23 protein-coding genes are annotated in these 21,972 nt (G+C 55.4%); 11 read left to right on the top strand and 12 right to left on the bottom strand.

Annotated features, from left to right (window positions below; translation table 11 throughout):
• Positions 1 to 4: 4 nt before the first annotated feature.
• Together AC2FJ5_RS03415 and AC2FJ5_RS03410 are read left to right on the top strand one after the other, a co-directional pair.
• Positions 5 to 541 (top strand): winged helix-turn-helix transcriptional regulator, encoded by a 537-nt coding sequence (locus tag AC2FJ5_RS03415; RefSeq protein ID WP_496792467.1) that lies wholly within the window; start codon positions 5 to 7, stop codon positions 539 to 541.
• Positions 542 to 858: 317 nt separating this feature from the next.
• On the top strand, positions 859 to 2,121 hold the full coding sequence (locus tag AC2FJ5_RS03410) for a DEAD/DEAH box helicase (RefSeq protein WP_496792465.1): 1,263 nt from the start codon (positions 859 to 861) through the stop codon (positions 2,119 to 2,121).
• 33 nt (positions 2,122 to 2,154) lie between these two features.
• Here AC2FJ5_RS03410 and mltG read toward each other — a convergent pair whose 3' ends face one another.
• The 7 genes from mltG to fabD form a co-directional block, all read right to left on the bottom strand.
• Positions 2,155 to 3,315 carry an endolytic transglycosylase MltG gene (gene mltG / locus AC2FJ5_RS03405; protein ID WP_496792464.1) on the bottom strand — a complete coding sequence of 387 codons (1,161 nt, stop codon included), beginning with the start codon at positions 3,313 to 3,315 and terminating at the stop codon, positions 2,155 to 2,157.
• On the bottom strand, positions 3,316 to 4,581 hold the full coding sequence (gene fabF / locus AC2FJ5_RS03400) for a beta-ketoacyl-ACP synthase II (protein WP_496691051.1): 1,266 nt from the start codon (positions 4,579 to 4,581) through the stop codon (positions 3,316 to 3,318).
• Between the two features lie 204 nt (positions 4,582 to 4,785).
• Positions 4,786 to 5,529 carry a 1-(5-phosphoribosyl)-5-[(5-phosphoribosylamino)methylideneamino]imidazole-4-carboxamide isomerase gene (locus tag AC2FJ5_RS03395; protein ID WP_496691050.1) on the bottom strand — a complete coding sequence of 248 codons (744 nt, stop codon included), beginning with the start codon at positions 5,527 to 5,529 and terminating at the stop codon, positions 4,786 to 4,788.
• Positions 5,530 to 5,649: 120 nt separating this feature from the next.
• Positions 5,650 to 6,150, bottom strand: coding sequence for a GNAT family N-acetyltransferase (locus AC2FJ5_RS03390; protein WP_496792637.1), 501 nt, complete (start codon positions 6,148 to 6,150; stop codon positions 5,650 to 5,652).
• Between the two features lie 177 nt (positions 6,151 to 6,327).
• On the bottom strand, positions 6,328 to 6,561 hold the full coding sequence (locus AC2FJ5_RS03385; protein WP_005982462.1) for an acyl carrier protein: 234 nt from the start codon (positions 6,559 to 6,561) through the stop codon (positions 6,328 to 6,330).
• A gap of 209 nt (positions 6,562 to 6,770) precedes the next feature.
• The gene (fabG, locus tag AC2FJ5_RS03380; RefSeq protein WP_496792463.1) at positions 6,771 to 7,508 is read right to left on the bottom strand and encodes a 3-oxoacyl-[acyl-carrier-protein] reductase; all 738 of its coding nucleotides are present in this window, start codon (positions 7,506 to 7,508) and stop codon (positions 6,771 to 6,773) included.
• A gap of 27 nt (positions 7,509 to 7,535) precedes the next feature.
• Positions 7,536 to 8,474 (bottom strand): ACP S-malonyltransferase, encoded by a 939-nt coding sequence (gene fabD, locus AC2FJ5_RS03375; protein WP_496691049.1) that lies wholly within the window; start codon positions 8,472 to 8,474, stop codon positions 7,536 to 7,538.
• A 171-nt stretch (positions 8,475 to 8,645) separates the two neighbouring features.
• On the opposite strand from fabD, the gene AC2FJ5_RS03370 reads away from it, so the two are divergent.
• Positions 8,646 to 9,872, top strand: a complete 1,227-nt coding sequence (locus tag AC2FJ5_RS03370; protein WP_496784886.1) for a cytochrome b/b6 domain-containing protein — start codon at positions 8,646 to 8,648, stop codon at positions 9,870 to 9,872.
• 58 nt (positions 9,873 to 9,930) lie between these two features.
• On the opposite strand, the gene AC2FJ5_RS03365 is transcribed toward AC2FJ5_RS03370, so the two are convergent.
• Both AC2FJ5_RS03365 and AC2FJ5_RS03360 read right to left on the bottom strand, forming a co-directional pair.
• Entirely contained in the window at positions 9,931 to 10,503 is a 573-nt protein-coding gene (locus AC2FJ5_RS03365; protein ID WP_281971916.1) for a YceI family protein, read from the bottom strand.
• A gap of 126 nt (positions 10,504 to 10,629) precedes the next feature.
• A complete protein-coding gene (locus AC2FJ5_RS03360; RefSeq protein ID WP_496691047.1) occupies positions 10,630 to 11,148 on the bottom strand; it encodes a hypothetical protein in 519 nt (172 codons plus the stop codon).
• A gap of 285 nt (positions 11,149 to 11,433) precedes the next feature.
• On the opposite strand from AC2FJ5_RS03360, the gene rpsF reads away from it, so the two are divergent.
• From rpsF to AC2FJ5_RS03330, 6 genes are all read left to right on the top strand, one after another.
• Positions 11,434 to 11,787 carry a 30S ribosomal protein S6 gene (rpsF, locus tag AC2FJ5_RS03355; RefSeq protein WP_142633142.1) on the top strand — a complete coding sequence of 118 codons (354 nt, stop codon included), beginning with the start codon at positions 11,434 to 11,436 and terminating at the stop codon, positions 11,785 to 11,787.
• A 28-nt stretch (positions 11,788 to 11,815) separates the two neighbouring features.
• Positions 11,816 to 12,043, top strand: a complete 228-nt coding sequence (gene rpsR / locus AC2FJ5_RS03350) for a 30S ribosomal protein S18 (protein WP_005608650.1) — start codon at positions 11,816 to 11,818, stop codon at positions 12,041 to 12,043.
• 12 nt (positions 12,044 to 12,055) lie between these two features.
• The gene (gene rplI, locus AC2FJ5_RS03345) at positions 12,056 to 12,676 is read left to right on the top strand and encodes a 50S ribosomal protein L9 (RefSeq protein ID WP_496701325.1); all 621 of its coding nucleotides are present in this window, start codon (positions 12,056 to 12,058) and stop codon (positions 12,674 to 12,676) included.
• A gap of 152 nt (positions 12,677 to 12,828) precedes the next feature.
• Complete coding sequence (locus tag AC2FJ5_RS03340; protein ID WP_281994455.1) at positions 12,829 to 13,305, top strand: transglycosylase SLT domain-containing protein; 477 nt, start codon at positions 12,829 to 12,831, stop codon at positions 13,303 to 13,305.
• A gap of 191 nt (positions 13,306 to 13,496) precedes the next feature.
• Entirely contained in the window at positions 13,497 to 14,198 is a 702-nt protein-coding gene (locus tag AC2FJ5_RS03335; RefSeq protein WP_185956601.1) for a helix-turn-helix transcriptional regulator, read from the top strand.
• 96 nt (positions 14,199 to 14,294) lie between these two features.
• Positions 14,295 to 15,152 carry an acyl-homoserine-lactone synthase gene (locus AC2FJ5_RS03330; RefSeq protein WP_142633135.1) on the top strand — a complete coding sequence of 286 codons (858 nt, stop codon included), beginning with the start codon at positions 14,295 to 14,297 and terminating at the stop codon, positions 15,150 to 15,152.
• A 97-nt stretch (positions 15,153 to 15,249) separates the two neighbouring features.
• On the opposite strand, the gene tig is transcribed toward AC2FJ5_RS03330, so the two are convergent.
• The 3 genes from tig to AC2FJ5_RS03315 all read right to left on the bottom strand — a co-directional run bounded on the left by tig (position 15,250) and on the right by AC2FJ5_RS03315 (position 19,948).
• The gene (tig, locus tag AC2FJ5_RS03325) at positions 15,250 to 16,581 is read right to left on the bottom strand and encodes a trigger factor (protein ID WP_496792636.1); all 1,332 of its coding nucleotides are present in this window, start codon (positions 16,579 to 16,581) and stop codon (positions 15,250 to 15,252) included.
• Positions 16,582 to 16,764: 183 nt separating this feature from the next.
• Positions 16,765 to 17,889: a porin gene (locus tag AC2FJ5_RS03320; RefSeq protein ID WP_496676156.1), complete on the bottom strand. Its 1,125-nt coding sequence runs from the start codon at positions 17,887 to 17,889 to the stop codon at positions 16,765 to 16,767.
• A gap of 271 nt (positions 17,890 to 18,160) precedes the next feature.
• Positions 18,161 to 19,948: an NAD(P)H-hydrate dehydratase gene (locus AC2FJ5_RS03315; RefSeq protein WP_496792462.1), complete on the bottom strand. Its 1,788-nt coding sequence runs from the start codon at positions 19,946 to 19,948 to the stop codon at positions 18,161 to 18,163.
• A gap of 169 nt (positions 19,949 to 20,117) precedes the next feature.
• Between AC2FJ5_RS03315 and AC2FJ5_RS03310 the strand changes: the two genes are divergently transcribed.
• Both AC2FJ5_RS03310 and glnA read left to right on the top strand, forming a co-directional pair.
• The gene (locus tag AC2FJ5_RS03310) at positions 20,118 to 20,456 is read left to right on the top strand and encodes a P-II family nitrogen regulator (RefSeq protein WP_142633129.1); all 339 of its coding nucleotides are present in this window, start codon (positions 20,118 to 20,120) and stop codon (positions 20,454 to 20,456) included.
• Between the two features lie 35 nt (positions 20,457 to 20,491).
• Positions 20,492 to 21,898 carry a type I glutamate--ammonia ligase gene (glnA, locus tag AC2FJ5_RS03305; RefSeq protein ID WP_496792461.1) on the top strand — a complete coding sequence of 469 codons (1,407 nt, stop codon included), beginning with the start codon at positions 20,492 to 20,494 and terminating at the stop codon, positions 21,896 to 21,898.
• Positions 21,899 to 21,972 lie beyond the last annotated feature (74 nt).

Raw genomic sequence — 21,972 nt, 5'->3', positions numbered from 1 at the left:
CTTTATGGACATTAATTTGCTTGTCAAGCTGACCTCCCGAGCTTGGTCGCTGAATATTCTGGCACTCATGCATTCCGGCACTCCTGGCAGGCAGGCCGCTCTGCTTGCTGCCACCAGCGCAGGAAGAACTGCCTTCGCGGCAAGCCTAGACCATCTCATACGCCTTGACCTGATCGAAAGGAATCCGGGCCACGGGCACCCATTGCGCCCTGAATTCCGATTAACCCTGCCGGGGATCGAAACCGCCAGTATGGCCAGCGCAATAGTAAACGCCGTTCCGGATGGCACCAAGTTCAAGCTCGTCCGTAAATCCTGGACCGTCCCGATCCTGGCACTCACCGGCACTCCGCACCGCTTTTCCGCCATCAAATCGGATTTAGTATCGATCACGGATCGGGCGCTGTCGTCGTCCCTTCAACAGCTAGAGGCGCTCGACTGGATCCGCCGGGACATTGAAACTGCCGCGCGGATGCCCTTCCCTACATATCGAGCTGTAAGAACAGGTTTTGCGATCAACCAGGCGGTCAATCTCACTGCTTAAAGGTTGCAGACAGCCCACAACGATCCTTTTCGCCGGATGTGATCTATAACGCACAGCTTGACATTCCGCCCCGCAACCTGCATGAGCGCCTTAACAAAGCGCTGACGCGTGAGCATTGGCAGGTCCGACCTGCTCCACAGCGCTCGATTCACCCCATAGTTCCCCTTCACGCAGGGTTCTGAATGCAACGGCCGGATGCCGCAGGAAACGCCTGTGTATCCAGAGTCTTAGCGTAACCCTGTTGGCATCGCATATTGCGCTGCTGATTTATGTCGTCCGTGGTGATGCATTCACCAGGGGCAAAAAAGGAATGATATTTGTTCGACTTTGATATGCTGGGCCTGGCCCCGGCCCTGAACAACGCTTTGAAACGCGCCAATTTTTCACAACCCACTCCGATTCAGAACCAGGCAATCCCCATGGCATTGCAGGGGCACGATATTCTGGGCCTTGCCCAGACCGGCACCGGCAAGACGCTGGCTTTTGGCCTACCCCTGATCGACCACCTGCTGGCTCAGACCGGCAAGCCTGCGCCGAAAACCGCCAAGGCTCTGATCCTTGCCCCGACCCGTGAACTGGTCAACCAAATCGCAGATAGCCTGCGCAATTTGACCACGAATACGAAGCTGCGTGTGGCGACAGTTGTTGGCGGTCAGTCCATCAGTAGGCAGATTTCGTTTCTGGCACGCGGCACAGACATTCTGGTTGCCACCCCTGGTCGTTTGATCGACCTGATGGAACGCAGAGCGGTCGACCTCGGCTCGGTACGTCATCTGGTACTGGACGAAGCCGATCAGATGCTGGACATGGGCTTTATTCATGCTCTGCGCCGGATTGCACCGCAGTTGGGCACGCCCCGCCAAACGATGCTGTTCTCTGCCACTATGCCCAAGCAGATGGAAGAACTCAGCCAGGCCTACCTGACAAACCCGCAACGCATTCAAGTGTCCCCTCCGGGTAAAGCCGCCGACAAGATCACCCAATCGGTTCATTTCCTGAGCCGCGCGGAAAAACCGAGCAAACTGCGGGAGATTTTATCTGCGGATAAAGAAGCTCTGACGCTGGTGTTTTCGCGTACAAAACATGGCGCCGAGAAGCTGATGAAGGGCCTAGTGGCCGACGGCTTCAACGCCGCCTCGATCCATGGCAACAAAAGTCAGGGACAGCGTGACCGGGCGATCAAAGCTTTCCGCGCAGGCGAGATAAATGTCTTGGTGGCGACAGACGTGGCCGCTCGCGGCATCGACATCCCGGGCGTTGCCTATGTCATCAACTACGACCTACCCGAAGTGCCGGATAACTACGTCCACCGCATTGGCCGAACCGCCCGTGCCGGTCGCGAAGGCGAGGCGATCGCTTTCTGTGCACCGGATGAACTGGATCAACTGAAGCAGATTCAGAAACTGATGAAAATTGAGGTTCCGGTCGCCAGCGGCACAATGCCCGAGTTCGCCGAACCCGCAAAATCGCGGAAAGGCGGAGGGTTCCGTCGCCGTGGTCCAAAGCCGCAAGCAGCTAACAAGTCGGGCAATCCCGGAGGCCCAAAACGCCGGCGACCGCGTCGATCCTCCGCCGCCTAAATCTAAAAGGCGCCGCTATTAGCGGCGCCTTTTTTAGTTTCCGGTGCTTTGGCGCTCGGCCTCAATCTCACGCCATTTGGCGACGTTTCGATTGTGCTCATCCAGTGTCTCGGCAAAAGCATGTCCGCCGGTGCCATCTGCAACAAAGAAAACAAAATCAGTCGCTTCGGGCGAAACTGCGGCTTCAAGACTTGCAAGACCAGGATTTGCGATAGGTGTTGGCGGGAGCCCATCAATCACATAAGTGTTCCAAGGCGTTGCACGGCGCAGTTCGCTGCGGCGCAGGCCTCGGCCCAACGCGCCCTGCCCCTTGGTGACACCATAGATTACAGTCGGGTCCGTCTGCAGCTTCATGCCTCGCTCAAGCCGGTTTACAAATACGCTGGCAACCTGTCCACGCTCATGCGGAACACCAGTTTCCTTTTCGATGATTGACGCCAAAATCAGCATCTCTTCGGGGGTATTGATTGGCAAATCATCCTGCCGCCCTTCCCAGGCGGCGTTAATGCGCAGTTGCTGCTTATCCTGCATCGACTGCAGGATTGCCGCCCGATCGGCACCTCGCACAATGTCATAGCTGTCCGGTGCCAGCGCCCCTTCGGCCGGTATTTCAGGGATATCTCCCGTCAACGCGTCGATCTGCTTAAGACCCTCGACCACCTGCCAGGATGTAACACCTTCAGCAATCGAGACCCGGTACCGTGTGTCTGAGTCTTCGCGCTTTTGGGTATAAGCCGCGGGTATTTCTTCTTCCGCTACATCGAACGATGCGATTTCATCGAAGTCCAATGTTGCGGGGTTCAATTCGCGTACACGGGTTTGTATGCGGGTTACACCGATCCGGTACTCAATCTCGGATCCGCAGGTACTGGCCCCGCTCCGCGTTATCTCATCAATGATCTGCTCCATCGAAGCACCCTCGCGGACCAGAAAGCTGCCTGCCTTCAGCTGAGGTGCCTTGTCGGTATAATCCGCCGCCATACGGAATATCGTAGCGCTGATGATCGCGCCCTGATCCTCCAGCTGTCGGCTGACCTGCGTCATGTTCGAGCCACGTTCGACCTGCAAACACATCGCAGCTTCCAGAGGGCCCGCATTCTTGTATCGCGCCTGCCCCCACAAAATCAGTCCACCGGCAAGAAACAGGCCGACCACCAGAATGGTCAGCATGTTGGAGGCCAAAGCGCGCCACATTTAGCTGGCCTTTCCGAAGATCACACTTGCATTGGTGCCGCCAAATCCAAACGAGTTTGACAACGCCACATCAATCTTGCGCTCACGCTTAGCATTCGGAGCCAGATCAATCTGCGTCTCGACCGCTGGGTTGTCCAAATTGATCGTCGGTGGCGCAACCTGATCGCGGATTGCGAGGATCGAGAAAATGGCTTCGATCGCGCCTGCTGCGCCCAACAGGTGGCCAGTGGCCGATTTGGTCGAGCTCATCGTCACATTCGCGGAATGCTCGCCCAACATACGCTCGACCGCACCCAATTCGATGGTATCGGCCATGGTAGATGTGCCATGCGCGTTGATATAATCTAGGTCTTTCGGCTCCAGCCCCGCGCTGCGCAGTGCCGCGTTCATCGAACGCTCTGCGCCGTCGCCGTCCTCGCTGGGGGCGGTGATATGATAGGCATCACCGGACATGCCATAGCCCAGAACTTCGGCATAGATTTTCGCGCCACGCGCTTTTGCATGCTCGTACTCTTCCAGAACAACGATGCCCGAACCTTCACCCATGACAAAACCGTCTCGGTCGACGTCATAGGGGCGGCTGGCTGCTTTGGGGTTATCCGCGTATTTAGTCGACAGCGCCTTGCAAGCGTTGAATCCAGCGATTCCGATTTCGCAAATGCACCCTTCGCCACCACCGGCAACCATTACGTCAGCGTCACCGGCACGGATAATGCGGCTTGCGTCACCAATAGCGTGAGCACCGGTCGAACATGCAGTCACAACCGAATGGTTCGGGCCTTTGAATCCATGGCGGATCGACACCTGACCCGAGGCCAGGTTAATCAGCGCGCCTGGAATAAAGAAAGGCGACACCCTTCTAGGGCCCTTGTCACGGATCAGGTTAGCCGTTGCCGCGATGGAACCCAGCCCACCGATACCTGAACCGATAAGAACGCCAGTGCGCAAACGCGCCTCTTCATCCTCGGGCAGCCAGTCGGAATCCTTGCAGGCCATTTCAGCAGCTGCAATCGAGTACAGAATGAAGTCTTCGATCTTGCGCTGCTCTTTCGGCGGCATCCAGTCGTCAGGATTGAATGTCCCGTCGGTGCCGTCGCCTCGCGGAACTTCGCAGGCATACGTTGTGGTGACCCCACTTGCCTCAGCATCAAATTGCGTGATCGGGCCTGCACCGGATTCCCCATCCAGCAACCGCGACCATGTTTCCTCGACCCCGCTGGCCAATGGAGTGACCAACCCAAGACCGGTTACAACGACTCTGCGCATAAAATGCCTCTTGCCTGCTTCCTGTTTGAGAAACGCTCATACCCCGGGCCGGGGTGCGGGGGCAAGAGCAAGGCGCAATCATCACACAAGCAGATTGAGCGGAACACCTACAGTATACACTCTTGCAATGCGGCTCCTGGCCAGATGAAAGCCCGCCCTTTCACTGGACATGAAAGGGCGGAACCTGTTGTTTTGGAAGAAATCTTACTGAAACGCCGCAACCGGTTCGTGCGCTGTGCTGGCAACATTCAGCGCATCTGAAAGCTCGAGCGTCTTTCTGAACAGCGCGCGGCCAACCAAGGCGCCCGAAATATTCGGGATATAAGCCAACCGCGAGATATCATCTGTCGTGCGGACCACACCGCTTGCGATGATCGGTGTGCGAGATGTCTCTGCCAGCCCCGAGATCAGGCCCAGCTGTGCCTCAACGTCTTCCATGTCGCTATCGATATCAGTGACCAGAATTGCCGCAAACGGCGTCTCTGAAAACGCTTCGATAAAGGCCTCTGGTGTAAACGCACTTTGACTACGCCAACCGTCGGTCATCACTAAGCCTTGCCAAACGTCTACGGCCAGAACGATTTGGTCCGGATAGAGTTTGGCCAATTCTTTCACCAGATTTGGATCCCACGCAGCCATAGTGCCGATAACAATCCGGCCTGCGCCCTTGTCGATCCAGTGCTCGACTTGCTCGCGCGTTCTCATACCACCTGCCAACTGCACAGGGATTTCGGCAGAACGGATGATCTCTTCAACCATCTCCGAATTGGTATCGCGCCCTTCAATCGCGTCAAAATCGGTCAAGTGCATCCACTCGGCTCCAGCATCGGCCCAACTGCGTGCCGTTTCTGCGGGATTCACGTGCCAAATCATGGCCTCATCCAGACGACCCTTGTCCAGTGTGACACAGCGGCCGTTCTGCAGTTCCATCGTAGGGTAAATCCTCATGAGCTTGCTCCTCCGCTCAATCGCAACGTCAATAGAGGATACCATACCCTCAACTCTATCGGCGAGAATTTCCAGTTTCGGCAAACCAAAGGCAATTTGCGGCACGATCAAGGAGAAAGGTTAAGCCAGTTTGGGCGGCCCGTTTCTTTTCAGCAGGTTCACCTGACTTCCCATATAGTCGCGCTCGGCCATGAGCTCATAACCCAGCTTTGCCGCCAGATTCTGCGACGCGTAGTTTTCAGCATCAATCAGGGAAACCAGTGGTCCAGGCATTATTCTGTCAAACCAGTCATGTGCGGCCTGTGCCGCTTCAAAACCAAATCCCTGCCCCTGGGCTTCTGGTGCCAATAGCCATCCGGCCTCGGGAAAGCTGTCGAAGTCGTCGCCCAACCCTCGGTTACGATAGAAAAAGCCAGCTTGACCTATCATCTGACGATTCGACTGTCGAAAGACGGCCCATTGGCCAAAACCGGCCATCTGCCAGTGGCCGGCATTCCTCAGAAAGGATTCCCACGCTTCGCCCCGCGATAGCGGTTCCCGGCCAAGATGGCGCACAACACAAGGGTTCCGCCAAATCTCAGCGTAACGACTAAAGTCGTCGGGACGCATAGCGCAAAGCATCAGACGTGCCGTATTTATCATCGGGGTGGATCGTAGCATGCCCTGCCCGCTCAGAATTTCCTGCCTCGCGTAAATGGTTGCGGGTCAATAGCTAACTGGCAAGCGCGAATTCCGGCTGGACAAAAAAAACGGCGCCTCCGTTGCCCGGAAGCGCCGTTTTAGCGGATAAAGAAGGTCTTAAGACGCTTCAGAGATGAATTTGACGGCGTCGCCAAAAGTTTGGATGGTTTCGGCTGCGTCATCAGGAATCTCGATGCCGAACTCTTCTTCGAAGGCCATAACCAGCTCAACAGTGTCCAGGCTGTCTGCACCCAGATCGTCGATGAAGGACGCGTTTTCGGTCACTTTATCTTCTTCAACACCCAAGTGCTCAACAACGATCTTTTTAACGCGATCTGCGACGTCGCTCATGTCTATTCCTCATTTCATTTCAGGGCATAGTGCCCGGTTCTGCCCTTGCCCGCTCAGGCTGGCCTTGATGTGCCCGTTCTGGGCGGTTTAGGTCCCCGATTACCGGGTAAGTAGAAGGTTGACCATCCGGCCAGCCCCTGCATATGTGCGCCGCCTATAACACAGACAACGCCCGAGGCAAACGCTTTCGCGCCCACCTCGATCCGCGCTCACAACATGGCCATACCGCCGTTCACATGCAAGGTGGTTCCGGTAACATATCCGGCTTCGGCACTTGCAAGATACAGCACAGCCGCAGCAATTTCCGAGGGGTCACCCATACGACCGGCAGGAACTTGCGTCAGAATCCCAGATTTCTGTTCCTCGGTCAGTTTGTCGGTCATCGCAGTCGTAATGAAACCGGGTGCCACCGCATTGGCGGTGATTCCACGGCTGGCAACCTCATAGGCCAACGATTTGGTCATGCCCACCATGCCTGCTTTGGATGCAGCATAGTTGGCCTGACCCGGGTTCCCTGTCGCACCCACCACCGATGAGATATTAATGATCCGGCCCCAACGCGCTTTCATCATGCCCCTCAAAACGCCTTTGCACAGCCGGGCAGTAGATGTCAGGTTGACGTCGATCACGCTCTGCCATTCTTCATCAGACATACGCATGAACAGATTGTCTCGCGTGATCCCGGCATTATTCACCAGGATATCAACCGATCCCATTGCCTCAGCAGCCTGCTTCGGAAGGGCTGTCACCGCCTCGGCATCACTCAGGTTGCAGGGCAGAACATGGGCGCGTTCACCCAATTCGTCGGCCAGAGCCTGTAACGGCTCAACTCGCGTTCCAGACAAAGCCACAGTTGCACCGGCCGCATGCAAACTTCGCGCAATTTCTCCACCGATCCCGCCCGATGCACCGGTGATCAGTGCATTCTTACCTGTCAAATCAAACATTCGGTTTTCCTCTTGATGCTCGGTGTCTTACGATTCGGCCTGTGTCACATTCTGCACGTCATCAGGCGTACCGACAGCTTTACCAACAATCGCACGGTCAATTTTGCGAATCATACCGGACAGAGCTTTGCCCGCCCCGATTTCCCAAGTTTCACTCACGCCTTGCGCAACCATGTACAATACGCTTTCGCGCCAGCGAACCGAACCTGTGACCTGCTCGATCAGCAACCCACGGATCAGATCGGGATCTGTGACAGCCTCGGCCCGCACATTGGCAATCAATGGCACGGCAGGAGCTTTGATTTCGACATTTGCCAGGGCTTCGGCCATGACATCAGCGGCAGGTTGCATCAATGCACAGTGGAAAGGTGCGCTGACGGGCAACATGACCGCGCGCTTGGCGCCTTTTTCTTTGGCGATTTCGGCGGCGCGTTCCACGGCAGCCTTTGCGCCTGATACCACGACTTGTGTGGGATCATTGTCATTGGCAGCCTGACAAACTTGACCCTGCGCAGCTTGGTCTGCAACAGCGCGCACAGCATCAAGATCCAATCCAAGAATAGCGGCCATTGCGCCCTCTCCAACGGGAACCGCACTCTGCATCGCTTGCCCGCGGGTGCGCAAAAGGCGCGCCGTATCAGCGACCGACAATGCCCCTGCCGCAGCGAGCGCGGAGTATTCCCCCAACGAATGCCCAGCGACAAAACCAGCATCCGCAATCGAAATCCCATTGGCCTCCAGGGCCCGCATCGCAGCCATCGAGGTCGCCATTAGTGCTGGCTGCGCGTTCTGGGTCAGGGTCAGGTCCGCAATATCACCTTCCCAGATCAGATCGCTCAGCTTTTCCCCGAGCGCCTCGTCCACCTCGTCGAATACAGCCTGTGCAGCCGGATAGGCCTCGGCCAGAGCCTTGCCCATACCGATAGTCTGGGCACCTTGCCCCGGGAAAACAAATGCGCGTGTCATTGCAACCTCTTGGATGACGTTAGGTTGCCGCGGGGTGTAAACCGACAGACCGCGCGGCACAAGCTTTGCCTGATCTCTGCACTTTGGCACCGGCTCTGTGCATCCCTTGCTATTGTGTCCTAGGCTTGTAGCGGTAGGTTGTTGCATACGATCCACCTTCCGGAGCCTCAGATGCCTTCGTCAAACACCTTCTCAAGCTATGGAAGCGTAACCAAGACTTTTCACTGGCTGACAGCGTTACTTATCTTCACCGCATTCCCTCTGGGGTGGGTCGCCAACGGATTGGCCCATGCGATTTATGATCCGGCCATAGCCACAACCGAAGATGACATTGCACGCGCCGCCAGCCTTTTTTCTCTCCATAAAACCGTCGGGGTCACTGTTTTCTTTGTCGCGCTCGCGCGTATCATGTGGGCGATAGCGCAGACCAAACCCGGTCTATTGAACGCCGAGAACAAGCCCGAGGCCTTTGCAGCTGAAACCGTGCATTGGCTGCTTTACGCATCTTTGGTTCTGGCCCCACTAACCGGGTGGACCCATCACGCTGCCGCCGAAGGTTTCGCTCCGATTTTGTGGCCCTTCGGACAGGGCCTACCCCTTGTACCAAAATCCGAGTATCTGGCAGAGCTGACCGGAAGCCTGCATTGGCTGTTCGTCTGGACACTGGCCGGTTCAGTCGCGCTGCACGTCGCCGGGGCGCTAAAACACCACATTATCGATAAAGACAGCACGCTGCGCCGAATGATGCCGGGCGCCTCGGATGCACCGGAACCGCCAGAGCAAAGCCATTCAATGACCCCCGCATTGGCCTCTTTGGCCATTTGGGGTGCCGTTCTGGTCGGAGGATGGTCAATCGGCGCGTTTGACCACCAATCTACAGCTGGCACAGAGGTCGCAGAACTGACCCAGGTACAGTCCGACTGGAACGTCCAGGAAGGCAATCTAAGCATTACCATCACCCAGTTGGGCAGCCCGGTAACCGGCAGCTTTTCCGATTGGACCGCTGCAATCGTTTTCGAAGATCCGCCCACGCCGGGCTTAGCCGGATCAGCAGATGTCACAATCGCGATAACGTCGCTCAAACTCGGGACCGTCACAGATCAGGCAATGGGTGCTGATTTCTTCGACAGTGCGCAATTTCCAACCGCTCAATTCAAAGCTGATCTCTTCAAAACTGAGGACGGGTACGAAGCGCGCGGCGCGTTGACCATTCGCGACAAGAGTGTGGACGTAGTGTTGCCATTTACCCTCGACCTTCAGGGTGACAGCGCAGCTATTTCAGGACAGCTTGAACTGAACCGGCTGGATTTCGACATCGGCACTTCGCAGTCGACCGAGGATTCGCTGGGTTTTGCTGTTACAGTATCAGTTGATCTTACAGCAAAACGTGGCAACTAAGAAAATGGGCCGCCGAAGGGTTACTCCGGCGGCCTCGTTTCAACTCGTTGTAATCGTATTAGTCGGCCTTCTGGGCTTCGACTGAAATCTGAAGTTCAACTTCGTCGCTTACGAATGGCGCAAACTGACCAAGGTCGAACTCACTACGCACCAAGGTGGTGGTTGCGTCGAAACCGGCCCAGGGCTTTCCTGCCATAGGATGTTCACCCACCTGGTTCAGCTTGGCATCCAGAACAACCGATTTGGTCACACCGTTCATAGTCAGATCGCCAGTGATGTTGGCAGTGTTTTCACCCGTGACTTCGATACCAGTAGAAGTAAAGGTCACCATTTCTCCTTCGGTCACACCAAAGAAATCCTCGGACATAAAGTGGTCTTCACGTGGCTTCCAACCGGTAATCATCTCGACCACTGGCATGGAAACTGTAACACTGGATGCAGCCGGGTTTTCCTGATCGAACATGATCTCGCCTTCAAACCCCGAGAACATGCCATGGGTGGTCGAGAAGCCAAGGTGGTTATAGCTGAAAAGAACCTGGCTGTGGCTGGAGTCCAGAACGTATTTTTCGGCGCCGGCAAATGCCGTTGTGGCCGAAACCGCGAGCGCTGCTGCAAGAAGGGTGGATTTCATGATAATCTCCGCAATTTTGTAGATGCAAACCTCTTGGGTTGCTCGACAACGAAAATGTGCTGCCCTAGGGCAGCACACAAGTAATATTATTTCACAATATCTGTTCTTAATTGAACAGAATAAAACTCAGGCGAAAATTGTTACACTTCCGCTAAGTTGACCTTTGAGCGCTCGGCTGACATCCGCCGATTCAAGCGGCAATTTCATCAACAGGCTGCCATCCACATCGAACAACTCGATCTGGTCTTCAATGAAACGGGCACCACCCAGGCTGTCATAGCTCCGGCGCAAAACTGTCTGCGGGCGGCCATTTTCATTCTTTTGCAATACCCGGACCTCGCGGCGGATCGGGTCAAAATACGCATCAGGACGCGCGTCCAGAACTTCGATGGTCAGAAGGCTGACACCTACCAGAAGGAACATCAGCGAGGCCGCCAATTTGATCGGCCAGACTTCGGCGGCCATTGCCGTGCTGGGCATCAACCACATGGAAAAGGCAGAAACTATCAGTAGCGCACCGGCCAGACGGGCCAGAACCATCCGAGCTTTCCAATTTGGTGCAAAGCTAATGAGCACCGGCACTGACTTTTCAAAACTTACGCCTGTGGCGGATTTCTCGAAGGTATTTGTGTTAATCGCGGTCATTTTCAGTACCCTGTTTCTCAGGTTGCCGTTCCAACTTTTGTCAGTCCGGTTAATTTCCGGTATACAAAACAACTTTGAGCCGAAAAGCGTCAGGAATTGGGCAGCGCAGAGGAAATAGCGCGACTTCACAAAGGCATCTGTGGCAGGCCTTGCCCCCAGCGTACAAACGTGTATATCGGGCCATCCTTCGCAAACGACATGAATCGCGCAGCCTCTCGTGGCAGGGTCGCGAAGGACGAAACGGCCCCGCCTATGAAATGCGCCTTGATAGAAACAGGAGTGCACATGCCACTATATGAGCATGTAATGATCGCGCGTCAGGATTTGTCCAACGCGCAGGCAGAAAGCCTCGTCGAACATTTCGGCACCGTTCTGGCTGACAATGGCGGCAACGTCATCGACAGCGAGTACTGGGGTGTCAAAACGATGGCCTACAAGATCAACAAGAACCGCAAGGGTCACTATTCCTTCCTCAAGACCGACGCTCCCGCTGGCGCCGTTCAGGAAATGGAACGCCTGATGCGCCTGCATGACGACGTTATGCGCGTTCTGACCATCAAGGTCGACGAGCACAACGAGGGCCCTTCGGTCCAGATGCAGAAGCGCGACGAGCGCGAAGGCCGCCGCGAGCGCCGTTGATTAACGCCTGAAGAAAGGACACTAAACCATGGCCGCAAAACCATTTTTCCGCCGCCGCAAGGTCTGCCCGTTCTCGGGTGAGAACGCGCCGAAGATCGACTATAAAGACACTCGTCTGCTGCAGCGTTACATCTCTGAGCGTGGCAAGATTGTACCTTCGCGCATCACCGCCGTTTCGGCGAAAAAGCAGCGTGAACTGGCCCGTGCTATCAAGCGCGCCCGCTTCCTCGCCCTGCTGCCCTACGCCGTTAAGTAAGGAGATACTGACATGCAAGTTATCCTGCTGGAACGCGTTGCGAAACTGGGTCAGATGGGCGACGTCGTTGACGTCAAGTCCGGGTATGCCCGCAACTTCCTGTTGCCTCAGGGCAAAGCGCTGAGCGCATCGGACGCCAACATCGCGTCGTTCGAAGCCCAGAAAGCGCAGCTTGAAGCCCGCAACCTGGAATCCAAGAAAGAATCTGAAGCGCTGGCTGAAAAGCTGGACGGACAGCAATTCATCGTGATTCGCTCGGCCTCGGATGCCGGCGCACTGTACGGATCGGTCACCCCGCGTGACGCCGCAGACGCCGCTACCGAAGCAGGTTTCACTGTCGACAAGAAGCAGATTGCCTTGATTGCACCGATCAAGGACCTGGGTCTGCACACAGTCGCAGTTAAACTGCACCCCGAGGTTGAAGTGAAAATCGAAATGAACGTTGCCCGTTCGCAAGAAGAAGCCGAACTACAGGCATCGGGCAAATCGATTCAGGAACTGGCCGCCGAAGAAGAAGCCGCCGCAGAATTCGAAATCGCCGAGCTGTTCGACGATATCGGTTCCGCCGCTTCTGACGACGACGATCTGGTTGCTCAGGATGCTTCGGCCGGAGAAGACGAAGCCAAAGCCTGATCCTCGGGTTTCGAATTGAACAAGAAAGGCCGCACGATCTGTGCGGCCTTTTTTATGCCTCCTCCCGGCGAAATCCAGCTTGGGCCCCGGCCTTTGCTTGCGGTCATCAATAGGTTTCCTATCATCGCATAATAACTATTCGGAGACGATCAATGACATTTCTTCTGCGCCGCAGTGTATTGGCATTATTGATAATTGCACCCTTTGCGGCGTGCGGAGGGCCCGATACCCCAACCCAGAACACGTTTGATCCTCCGCTCTATCCCAACGAAACACCGGAACTGCGGGCCTCCATAAACAAATGGGCCGACCACTACGAAGTGCCGCGCGAATTGGTGCACAAGCTAGCAATTCGCGAAAGCACTCACCGACCTTGGGCTGTGAATCGGCCCTATTATGGCTTGCTGCAAATCCTGCCGGCCACAGCTCGTTCTATGGGGTATACTGGAAACGCCAAAGGCCTTTTGGATGCAGACACAAATCTCGAATTTGCCGGGAAATATCTGCGGGGCGCTTGGCTATTGTCCGACGGGGACCAGCAACGCGCCATATTCCTTTACGCAAAAGGGTTCTATCCCGAAGCAAAGGCACGTGGGATGCTGGTCGAAACAGGGCTACGTCCGGAATAACCGGATTTACCCCGAAACGAATCATCTGAGACATGCTGTTTCGGACCATTCTGTTGCCATTACATCGCAATATGACTACACAAGGCGAACAATTTGCTTGCACAATGCCCTGTGGTTGACGCAACGTATACCCCTAAGGACAAGTCTGGCATGTCTTGGGGGAGAGATATGCCGCCACAAGGGTTGGACAGGTGAAACTTATAGATTTGGCCGCGGTCGACCACACAGAGAAGTCGGCCGCTGACGTTATAAACGCCGTCTGCGAAGAGCTTGGCTTCGACTATGCGTCTTATGCCACCTTTAACCCTGTGAAAGGTGATGTGCAGGGCTATGCAAACTATCCTGATGAGTGGAAAATCCACTATGGCAGCCAGGGCTTTCATCACTTCGATCCGACGCTTTATCAATCTGTCCTAAGCATTGCACCCGTTGATTGGGGACGCTTTGATCAGGACGAGAAGTTCAACGCGGTGTTCCGTGACGCCCATGATTTTGGCATTAGTTCCAGGGGGTTAACAGTTCCTGTTCGTGGACCTTATGGTGAATGCGGACTATTAAACGTTACCCGGGACTGTTCGGATTCCGAATGGGATAAGCTAAAGAAACATGTCATGGGTGATCTGCAACTTGCTGCCGTTCAAGCCCACGATACTGTTATGCAATCCGGCTTGCTGGCCAAAGCTCTTTACCTGCCCACGCTGTCCACACGCGAACAGGAAATCCTCCAATGGGTAGCTGATGGAAAGTCGCAACAAGATATCGGTGATATTTTGTCTATTTCACACCGTACCGTCGAAGTTCATATGCGGTCCGGGCGTGAAAAGTTGGGCGCACTGACCACCTCACAGGCTATTGGTCGTGCGATCGGCCTGGGCCTAATTGCCCCTGGTTAATCAAAAAAAAGCACTTCTACGGGAAATCCCTAATAGTCTGCGCTTATTTCTTGGTTAACCTAATCCCTACGGTAACCAGACTGTAGGGGGATGGAAATGATCATCGTTATTGATGGTATTAATCAACATAAGTTCAAAGATGTCTTGGATGACATGTTCAAACTGCGCGCTCGTGTTTTCGGCGATCGCCTTGGTTGGGAGGTCAATATTGAGGATGGGCGCGAGCGCGACCACTTCGATGATCTGCATCCAGCACATGTAGTCAGCATCGACGACGAGGGGGACGTTGTCGGGTGCATGAGACTACTGCAAACCAAAGGACCGCATATGCTGTCCGATGTTTTCCATTCGATCCTGGATGGAGAACCTCCAATTCGGAGCGCGCAAGTCTGGGAAGCCACCCGGTTCTGTGTCGATACTAAAAAACTGGGCCGAGGGCGCGGTGAAAATTCTGTATCCTATGTGACCAGCGAAGTTATGATTGGCTCTTTCGAATATGCCAAAGCGGCTGGCGTTCTTGACTCGATCGCGGTGATTGATCCAGTTATGAACCGCGTTCTGCAAAGGTCCGGTAACGCGCCTTATGACTACCTCGGCAGTGCTAAGCCCATGGGTAAAGTCGTAGCCATGGCCGCTTTGATGGACTGCTCAGATGAGAGAATTTCCGGAATTCGGGAATATGCGAACATCGCTCACGATGTATTCCTGACGGACGAGCAGGCAATAGATCTGTATGCCAGAAACAAAACACCGGCAGATACAGGTGTGGCGAATTACGACCACCAACCACTAAGCCAGATGGAAAAATACTTTGTCGAACAGATGAATTCGGCAACCACAAAAGCCGAAGCCGAAGCTGTATTGAACCTGATCGAAGCAGTTTCGGATCGGTTCACCCCAGAGCAGAAAACTGCTCTGCTAAGGACCCCCCGTGCTTTTGCTCATGAGGCCTGACCCCCTCACCTCATAGCATAAAGCCACCCACACGGAGCCGTCTTTTTCAGACGGCTCCGTTTTTTGTGCCCATAAGAATTCTATGGGCAGAAGAGGATTAATCCTCTTCCAATGCCTCTACGGCTTTCTGCAGGTCGTCTTTGCTGACTTCTTTATCCGCAATCTGGGCCAGCTCGACGATATAGTCGATGACTTTGTCTTCGAAGATCGGCGCGCGCAGTTGCTGCTGCATCTGAGCGTTCTGCTGCACGAACTCAAAGAACTGGCGTTCCTGACCAGGGTATTGGCGCGCTTGGTTCATGATCGCTTGGGTCATCTCGGCATCGGTGACTTCAACTTCTGCCTTCTGGCCCAGCTCGGCCAGCAACAGGCCAAGACGCACGCGGCGTTCGGCCAGCTTGTTGTGCTCGTCGGTCGGCTCGATCTCATCGTGGTCGTGGCCTTCCACTTCCGGGTTTTCTTCGTGCCACAGCTGGTGTGCGATCTGCTTGGCCTCGGCATCTACCAGCGACGGTGGCAGATCAAACGAAACCTTCACGTCCAATGCGTCCAACAGAGCACGCTTCATAACCGCCCGCGAAGCACCGCTATATTCCGCTTCCAGACGTTCTGAAATCTGGCCTTTCAGCGCTTCCAAGTCTTCTGCACCAAATTTGGTGGCCAGCTCGTCGTTGATCTCGGCGGCGACGGGTTCTTTCACATCCTTGACGGTGCAGGTAAACACAGCGTCTTTGCCGGCCAGATGCTCGGCACCGTACTCTTCGGGGAAGGTGACGTTTACGTCTTTTTCTTCCTCGGCCTTTACGCCAACCAGCTGCTCTTCAAAACCGGGGATGAAGCTGTTGGAACCCAGAACCAGCGGATAGTCTTCAGCGGATCCGCCCTCGAACTCTTCGCCATCAACCTTGCCGACAAAATCGAACACAATCTGGTCGCCGTCCTTGGCTTTCGAGCCTTTGCGGCGAGATTTGAAATCCTGCGCAGTTTCGGCCAGGTTGCCCAGCGCTTCTTCAACGGCCGCGTCATCGGCTTTGACAACCAGCTTTTCCAATTCAACCGATTTCAGGTCGACCTCAGGGATGGCAGGCAGGGCCTCATAAGACATCTCGACATGTACGTCGTCGCCTTCTTTCCAATCCTCATTGGTCATCTTCACCTGAGGCTGAAGTGCCGGACGCTCACCGCTGTCTTCGAAATGCTGGTTCATTGCACCGTCGATGCTTTCTTGCATCGCCTCGCCAAGCAGACGCTGACCGAACTGCTTTTTCAACAGTGCCATCGGTACCTTGCCTTTGCGGAAGCCCTTCATCTCGACTTCAGGCTGTGCTTCGACCAGTTTCTCGTTAACTTTGTCGTCCAGCTCAGCTGCGGATACGACAATGTTATAGCCGCGTTTCAGACCTTCGTTCAGCGTCTCGGTAACCTGCATTATGGTAGTCCCCATAGGATTCGGGGCGCGCAAAACGGCGCGCCGGGCAAATTTGAGGCCTTCTATTTGCCCAGCCGCCCGCGTGCAAGGGGCAAAGCCCGGATCAGCCTTGTTTTGCCGCCGATTTGACCAAAAAAACGCCCCGGACCTGGCCGGAGCGTTCTTGAGGAATTGTTCGCGGGATCAGAACTTCCAGCGCGCACCCAGCACCCAAGCCTCGTTGTCATCGAAACTCGTGGTGTCATCGAAATCATGGTTACGGTATTTCAAATAGGCATCGGTATTGATACTGTCGATGCGCTGTACGACAGCAATACCCCAGGCCTTCGTACTTGAGCCGTCGATCGAGAAATCAGATCCGTCGAAATAGTCGATGCCGATACCAGTCTTACCCCATGACACCCAATCGTCTTCATACGCAAGCTTCGCATACCAATAATTCGGGTCACTGGCACCGCTGGAAGTGTCATCTCTTGTACCCAAAGCTGCGGTTACGCTGAAACCACTGGGCAGCAGAACCGAGGCGGACCCGATTGTGTCTTTTCTCTCCCCGGATCCGCTATCGTAATCGCGCACGGCGTAGGCGAGGGATGCAGCAATCTCCACCCCGTTGGATAAGGTATTTCCATAGGACACCGACACATCGTAGTAATCATCGTCATCGCTGCTGGACAGGATGTTCTGACCATAGGCTATCGCTGCCGAAAACCCGTTGAAATCTGGCGTGTCATAGCGAATGCGCCCGCGCCTTGAACCATCGAAGTTATCAGATGTGTCACCAACGGTAATGCCGCTTAGCATTCCATCAGACTCACGATAAAAGAAGGCGCCATTCTCATCATTGGTGAACGAATAGAGCGCCGTGCCAACATAGGATAGATCGGATTCGGCCGCTCCATCCGAGGCCATGCTGCCCTGCCCGGCGGAAAATTTACCATAGCCGCCCTTCAACGCAAAATCGACGTGCCGAATATCTTCACGGTTCCAACCATCGGCATTTGTCCCATCCTGGTTGGCGCTCCCCGTGCTCGGCAGGCCCAGACCGGATTCGAAACGGAAGGTAAACTCATTGCTACCGTAGGGTTGCATCAAAAACAGCCCTACCCGGCTGTTGGACAGATCATTGTCCAGCAAACGGGTTTCCGTCTCATCCCCGTCGTCAACTGAGACAATTACGGGGTTAAACTGGCCATACAGCTCAACATAACCGCCGCTGTTGTTGTTATATCTAAGCTCCGCCGCTGCTGGGATGGCCGATGCAGCGGTCAGACAAGTCGCAATCGTGCTTATCGATACTTTCTGGGTCATAGTCATTCACCATAATGGATCCATTTACGGGCACTGCTCGCTTGTGCGCGATTTCTCTATGATCCCCTGTCTCGGGCCCATTCAGCTCGCGCATCTTGTTCGAATATAACCGCAGCTGAAGGGTGTTAATTTGATCTACTTCAAAACGATAGAATATATGTCATCCAAGTCACCCAGATCGCTTGCCGCAATACTGACGCCTGACCTGAATTTCATCATACGCTCATTTTGGGACATCGAATACTGCAGCGGCGGATTTTCGCCGAGGCGATTAAGGACCTACTTCCCGCAAAACCCGTGGCAACTGTTCGGGCAAATCTTCGGCGATCAACCCCGGCCCGAAGGATCGCGCACATTCCACATGCAGCCATGCCGCAGTTTCCGCGGCCTGCAAGGACGAGAACCGCCGCGCCAGCAACCCGGTGATAAACCCCGCCAACACGTCCCCGGCCCCGGCTGTCGCCAACCAGGGCGCCGCACGTTCATAAACGGCCGAATTCACTGAGCATTGCCCGTTCGGCTCCGCAATCACGGTATCGGGTCCCTTGAACAAAACCACGCACCCTGCCCGCCTGGCAGCCTCTCGGGTGGCGTCAACCTTAGAGTAGGCCGGGCCTTTGGTGGGAACCGCCATCAACTTTTCCGAGATATCCGGGAACAGCCGCGCGAACTCGCCCCCGTGCGGGGTCAACACGCAACCGTCATGCAGCATGTCGAACAACGTCAGCGGGTCGTCTGCAAACGCCGTCAGTGCGCCCGCATCCAAAACTGTCGCTCGTTTTGAGGCCAAGGCAACAGGCACCAAATGCCGTGCTCGCTCCAGACCTAAACCGGGGCCAAGACACAAAGCATTCAAGCGCTCATCTTCAAGGGTTTCCGACAGTGCATTATCATCTTCAACCCGCCGCAACATGATCGCGGTTACCTGCGCCGCAACTTCCATCTGTGCCGCCGGAGGAACACCCAATGTCACCAACCCGGCCCCAATCCGCAAAGCACCCCGCGCCGCCAATCGCGCCGCGCCGGTCTTGCCAGAACCACCGGACAGGATCAGCGCATGTCCATGGGAATACTTGTGTTGTTGTTTGAATTTGGGCAAGCGATAAAGCGGCAACCCAACCCATGTTCGCTCGTCCTTCACGCGGCCAGGTGCTTCGGCAAGGGTTAGAAAAGCAGGTCGGCTCGCCCTGCGAAAAGGCTTAGGACCTAATGTGAACGCACTGTCGTAAGGTTCACCGTTAAAGCGGCAACGCTGCGTGGAAATACCGATGTCTTTCACAACAAGCTTGCCACACAAATCCGGCCCTTGCGCCAGAAAATGCCCAGGCTTTGGGCTGTCGAAACACACTGTCAACCAAGCAAAACGGTCATGCAAAGCACGCGCGCCGCCCGCAGGAGCTACCTTGTTTCGCATCTCTGCGGGTACACCGTCCAAAAATTCGCGAGGCCATAGGTTCAATGGCTCTTGATGCAACACCCGCCCGCTGTCTAAACACAAGCCGGATGGGGCATCTATGCTGACCAGGCGGTCGGTATAGTGGTCCCCGTTCACACCAGAAAGATGCCGAACGACCTTGAACAATTCGCCGTCCAAGCCGCGCTTCAGCCCCGTCCCAAACAGAGCATCAACGTAAAGATCGGCAGAACCACCCTTGCGTATGTCCTTTTCAGTCAGCGGTATAACTTCACCCAGCTCCAGCCACCGCTCATAATTCACCCGCGCATCCGGCGGCAGCTTCTCTAGGTCGCCATACAGAAACACCGCGATTTCCCACCCTTGCTCCCGCAAAAGCCTGGCCACGACGAGCCCGTCCCCACCGTTGTTTCCTGGCCCACACAAGACAACTGCCCGCAACGGATCCTCTTCATCTGGCCGCGGATACGTCAGGGAACGCGAGGGGCTGGCCCCTCGCTTGTCCAACTCTGGCCACTCCTCGAAAATCGCCTCGACAACACCCTGCCCAGCCCGTTCCATCAGCTCAAGACCGGTCACCTCACCGGCCTCAATGGCCGCTTGTTCGATCGCCCGCATCTGTGCTGCAGTCAGTAAGTCTGTCATGCTGAACCCTCGCGCGATTCAATTTCGACTATTTTTTGTGCAAACTGTTCAAAATTTCACCGGCCATCCAATTTCCATGCAACCCGGCATCGCCATTTTCTCATTCACATTGCCGCCCGATCTTAGACGTGGTCAGTGCCATCCTGACAAGAGTTAAAGGGAGCCCGGTATGAAGAAGATCGAAGCGATCATCAAGCCGTTCAAACTGGACGAAGTGAAAGAGGCGCTGCAGGACGTCGGAGTCCAGGGCCTCAGCGTGATCGAGGTCAAGGGGTTTGGCCGTCAGAAAGGTCACACTGAACTTTACCGCGGCGCGGAATATGTGGTCGACTTTCTGCCCAAGGTGAAGGTCGAGGTTGTGCTGGACGACGATCTGGTCGATGCCGCCATCGAAGCCATCGTTTCCGCCGCCAAAACCGACAAGATCGGCGACGGCAAGATCTTTGTCTCACCCGTCGAACAAGCAATTCGCATCCGTACCGGCGAAACCGGTTCGGACGCACTGTAACAAGACCAAATCTTCAATTCAGAGGAATCAAGAGAATGAGCAAGGACGCAGTTCTTCAGCTAATCAAGGACGAAGGCGCCGAATATGTCGACGTCCGCTTCACTGACCCGCGCGGCAAACTGCAGCACGTCACCCTGGTGGCCGATCAGGTAGATGAAGACTTCCTCGAAGAAGGCTTCATGTTCGATGGCTCTTCCATCGCTGGCTGGAAGTCCATCGAAGCCTCGGACATGAAACTGATGGTCGATACCAACAGCGCCTATGTCGATCCGTTCTACGCAGAGAAAACCATCTGCGTGCATTGCTCAGTTGTCGAGCCCGACACCGGTGAAGCTTATGAGCGTGACCCGCGCGGCACCGCCCAGAAAGCCGAAGCCTACTTGAAAGCAACCGGTATCGGCGACGTGGCCTATATGGGTCCTGAAGCCGAGTTCTTCCTGTTCGACGATGTGCGTTTTTCCAACAGCATCAACAAAGTATCCTACGAAGTTGATGCAACTGATGCGTCCTGGAACACCGACACCGAATACGAGATGGGCAACATGGGCCACCGCCCGGGCGTTAAGGGCGGCTACTTCCCGGTCAACCCGATCGACGAAGCTCAGGACCTGCGTTCGGAAATGCTCTCGACCATGAAGCGTCTAGGCATGAAGGTCGACAAGCACCACCACGAGGTTGCGTCCTGCCAGCACGAGCTGGGTCTGATCTTTGACAGCCTGACCAAACAGGCAGATGAGCTGCAGAAGTACAAATACATCATTCACAACGTGGCGCATGCCTACGGCAAATCGGCGACCTTCATGCCGAAGCCAATCGCAGGCGACAACGGCACCGGCATGCACGTGAACATGTCGATCTGGAAAGACGGCAAGCCGCTGTTCGCTGGCGACAAGTATGCTGATCTGTCGGATGAGGCGCTGTATTTCATTGGCGGCATCCTGAAGCACGCCAAGACACTGAACGCCTTCACCAACCCGGCGACCAACAGCTACAAGCGTCTGATCCCCGGCTTTGAGGCCCCCGTTCTGCGCGCTTATTCGGCCCGTAACCGTTCGGGTTGTGTCCGTATTCCGTGGACCGAAAGCCCGAAAGCCAAGCGCGTCGAGGCCCGCTTCCCTGATCCGGCCGCAAACCCCTATCTGGCGTTTGCCGCTCTGCTGATGGCCGGCCTGGACGGCATCAAGAACAAGATCGATCCGGGCGAAGCCATGGACAAGAACCTGTACGATCTGCCTGCCGAAGAACTGGCCGACATCCCGACCGTTTGCGGCTCGCTGCGTGAGGCTCTGGAGGCTCTGGCATCGGATCATGACTTCCTGCTGCAGGGCGACGTGTTCACCAAAGACCAGATCGACGGCTACATCGCACTGAAGATGGACGAAGTCGAAACCTACGAACACACGCCGCATCCGGTTGAATACGGCATGTATTACAGCTGCTAATCCAGCATTTTCGACGAAAATTCTATAGGGGCGTCCATCGGGCGCCCCTTGTTTCGTTTGGCCCGATCTTTCAC

This window comes from Ruegeria sp. CDSA221, assembly GCF_059611825.1.
Note: the sequence above shows the minus strand (reverse complement) of the source record. Positions and strands in the feature narration are given on the sequence as shown.

Coding starts and splice junctions, on each gene's coding strand:
- AC2FJ5_RS03415 (WP_496792467.1), top strand. CDS start 5: ATGGACATTAATTTGCTTGTCAAGCTGACCTCCCGAGCTTGGTCGCTG.
- mltG (WP_496792464.1), bottom strand. CDS start 3,315: ATGTGGCGCGCTTTGGCCTCCAACATGCTGACCATTCTGGTGGTCGGC.
- fabF (WP_496691051.1), bottom strand. CDS start 4,581: ATGCGCAGAGTCGTTGTAACCGGTCTTGGGTTGGTCACTCCATTGGCC.
- AC2FJ5_RS03395 (WP_496691050.1), bottom strand. CDS start 5,529: ATGAGGATTTACCCTACGATGGAACTGCAGAACGGCCGCTGTGTCACA.
- AC2FJ5_RS03390 (WP_496792637.1), bottom strand. CDS start 6,150: ATGCTTTGCGCTATGCGTCCCGACGACTTTAGTCGTTACGCTGAGATT.
- AC2FJ5_RS03385 (WP_005982462.1), bottom strand. CDS start 6,561: ATGAGCGACGTCGCAGATCGCGTTAAAAAGATCGTTGTTGAGCACTTG.
- fabG (WP_496792463.1), bottom strand. CDS start 7,508: ATGTTTGATTTGACAGGTAAGAATGCACTGATCACCGGTGCATCGGGC.
- fabD (WP_496691049.1), bottom strand. CDS start 8,474: ATGACACGCGCATTTGTTTTCCCGGGGCAAGGTGCCCAGACTATCGGT.
- AC2FJ5_RS03370 (WP_496784886.1), top strand. CDS start 8,646: ATGCCTTCGTCAAACACCTTCTCAAGCTATGGAAGCGTAACCAAGACT.
- AC2FJ5_RS03365 (WP_281971916.1), bottom strand. CDS start 10,503: ATGAAATCCACCCTTCTTGCAGCAGCGCTCGCGGTTTCGGCCACAACG.
- AC2FJ5_RS03360 (WP_496691047.1), bottom strand. CDS start 11,148: ATGACCGCGATTAACACAAATACCTTCGAGAAATCCGCCACAGGCGTA.
- rpsF (WP_142633142.1), top strand. CDS start 11,434: ATGCCACTATATGAGCATGTAATGATCGCGCGTCAGGATTTGTCCAAC.
- rpsR (WP_005608650.1), top strand. CDS start 11,816: ATGGCCGCAAAACCATTTTTCCGCCGCCGCAAGGTCTGCCCGTTCTCG.
- rplI (WP_496701325.1), top strand. CDS start 12,056: ATGCAAGTTATCCTGCTGGAACGCGTTGCGAAACTGGGTCAGATGGGC.
- AC2FJ5_RS03340 (WP_281994455.1), top strand. CDS start 12,829: ATGACATTTCTTCTGCGCCGCAGTGTATTGGCATTATTGATAATTGCA.
- AC2FJ5_RS03330 (WP_142633135.1), top strand. CDS start 14,295: ATGATCATCGTTATTGATGGTATTAATCAACATAAGTTCAAAGATGTC.
- tig (WP_496792636.1), bottom strand. CDS start 16,581: ATGCAGGTTACCGAGACGCTGAACGAAGGTCTGAAACGCGGCTATAAC.
- AC2FJ5_RS03320 (WP_496676156.1), bottom strand. CDS start 17,889: ATGACCCAGAAAGTATCGATAAGCACGATTGCGACTTGTCTGACCGCT.
- AC2FJ5_RS03315 (WP_496792462.1), bottom strand. CDS start 19,948: ATGACAGACTTACTGACTGCAGCACAGATGCGGGCGATCGAACAAGCG.
- AC2FJ5_RS03310 (WP_142633129.1), top strand. CDS start 20,118: ATGAAGAAGATCGAAGCGATCATCAAGCCGTTCAAACTGGACGAAGTG.
- glnA (WP_496792461.1), top strand. CDS start 20,492: ATGAGCAAGGACGCAGTTCTTCAGCTAATCAAGGACGAAGGCGCCGAA.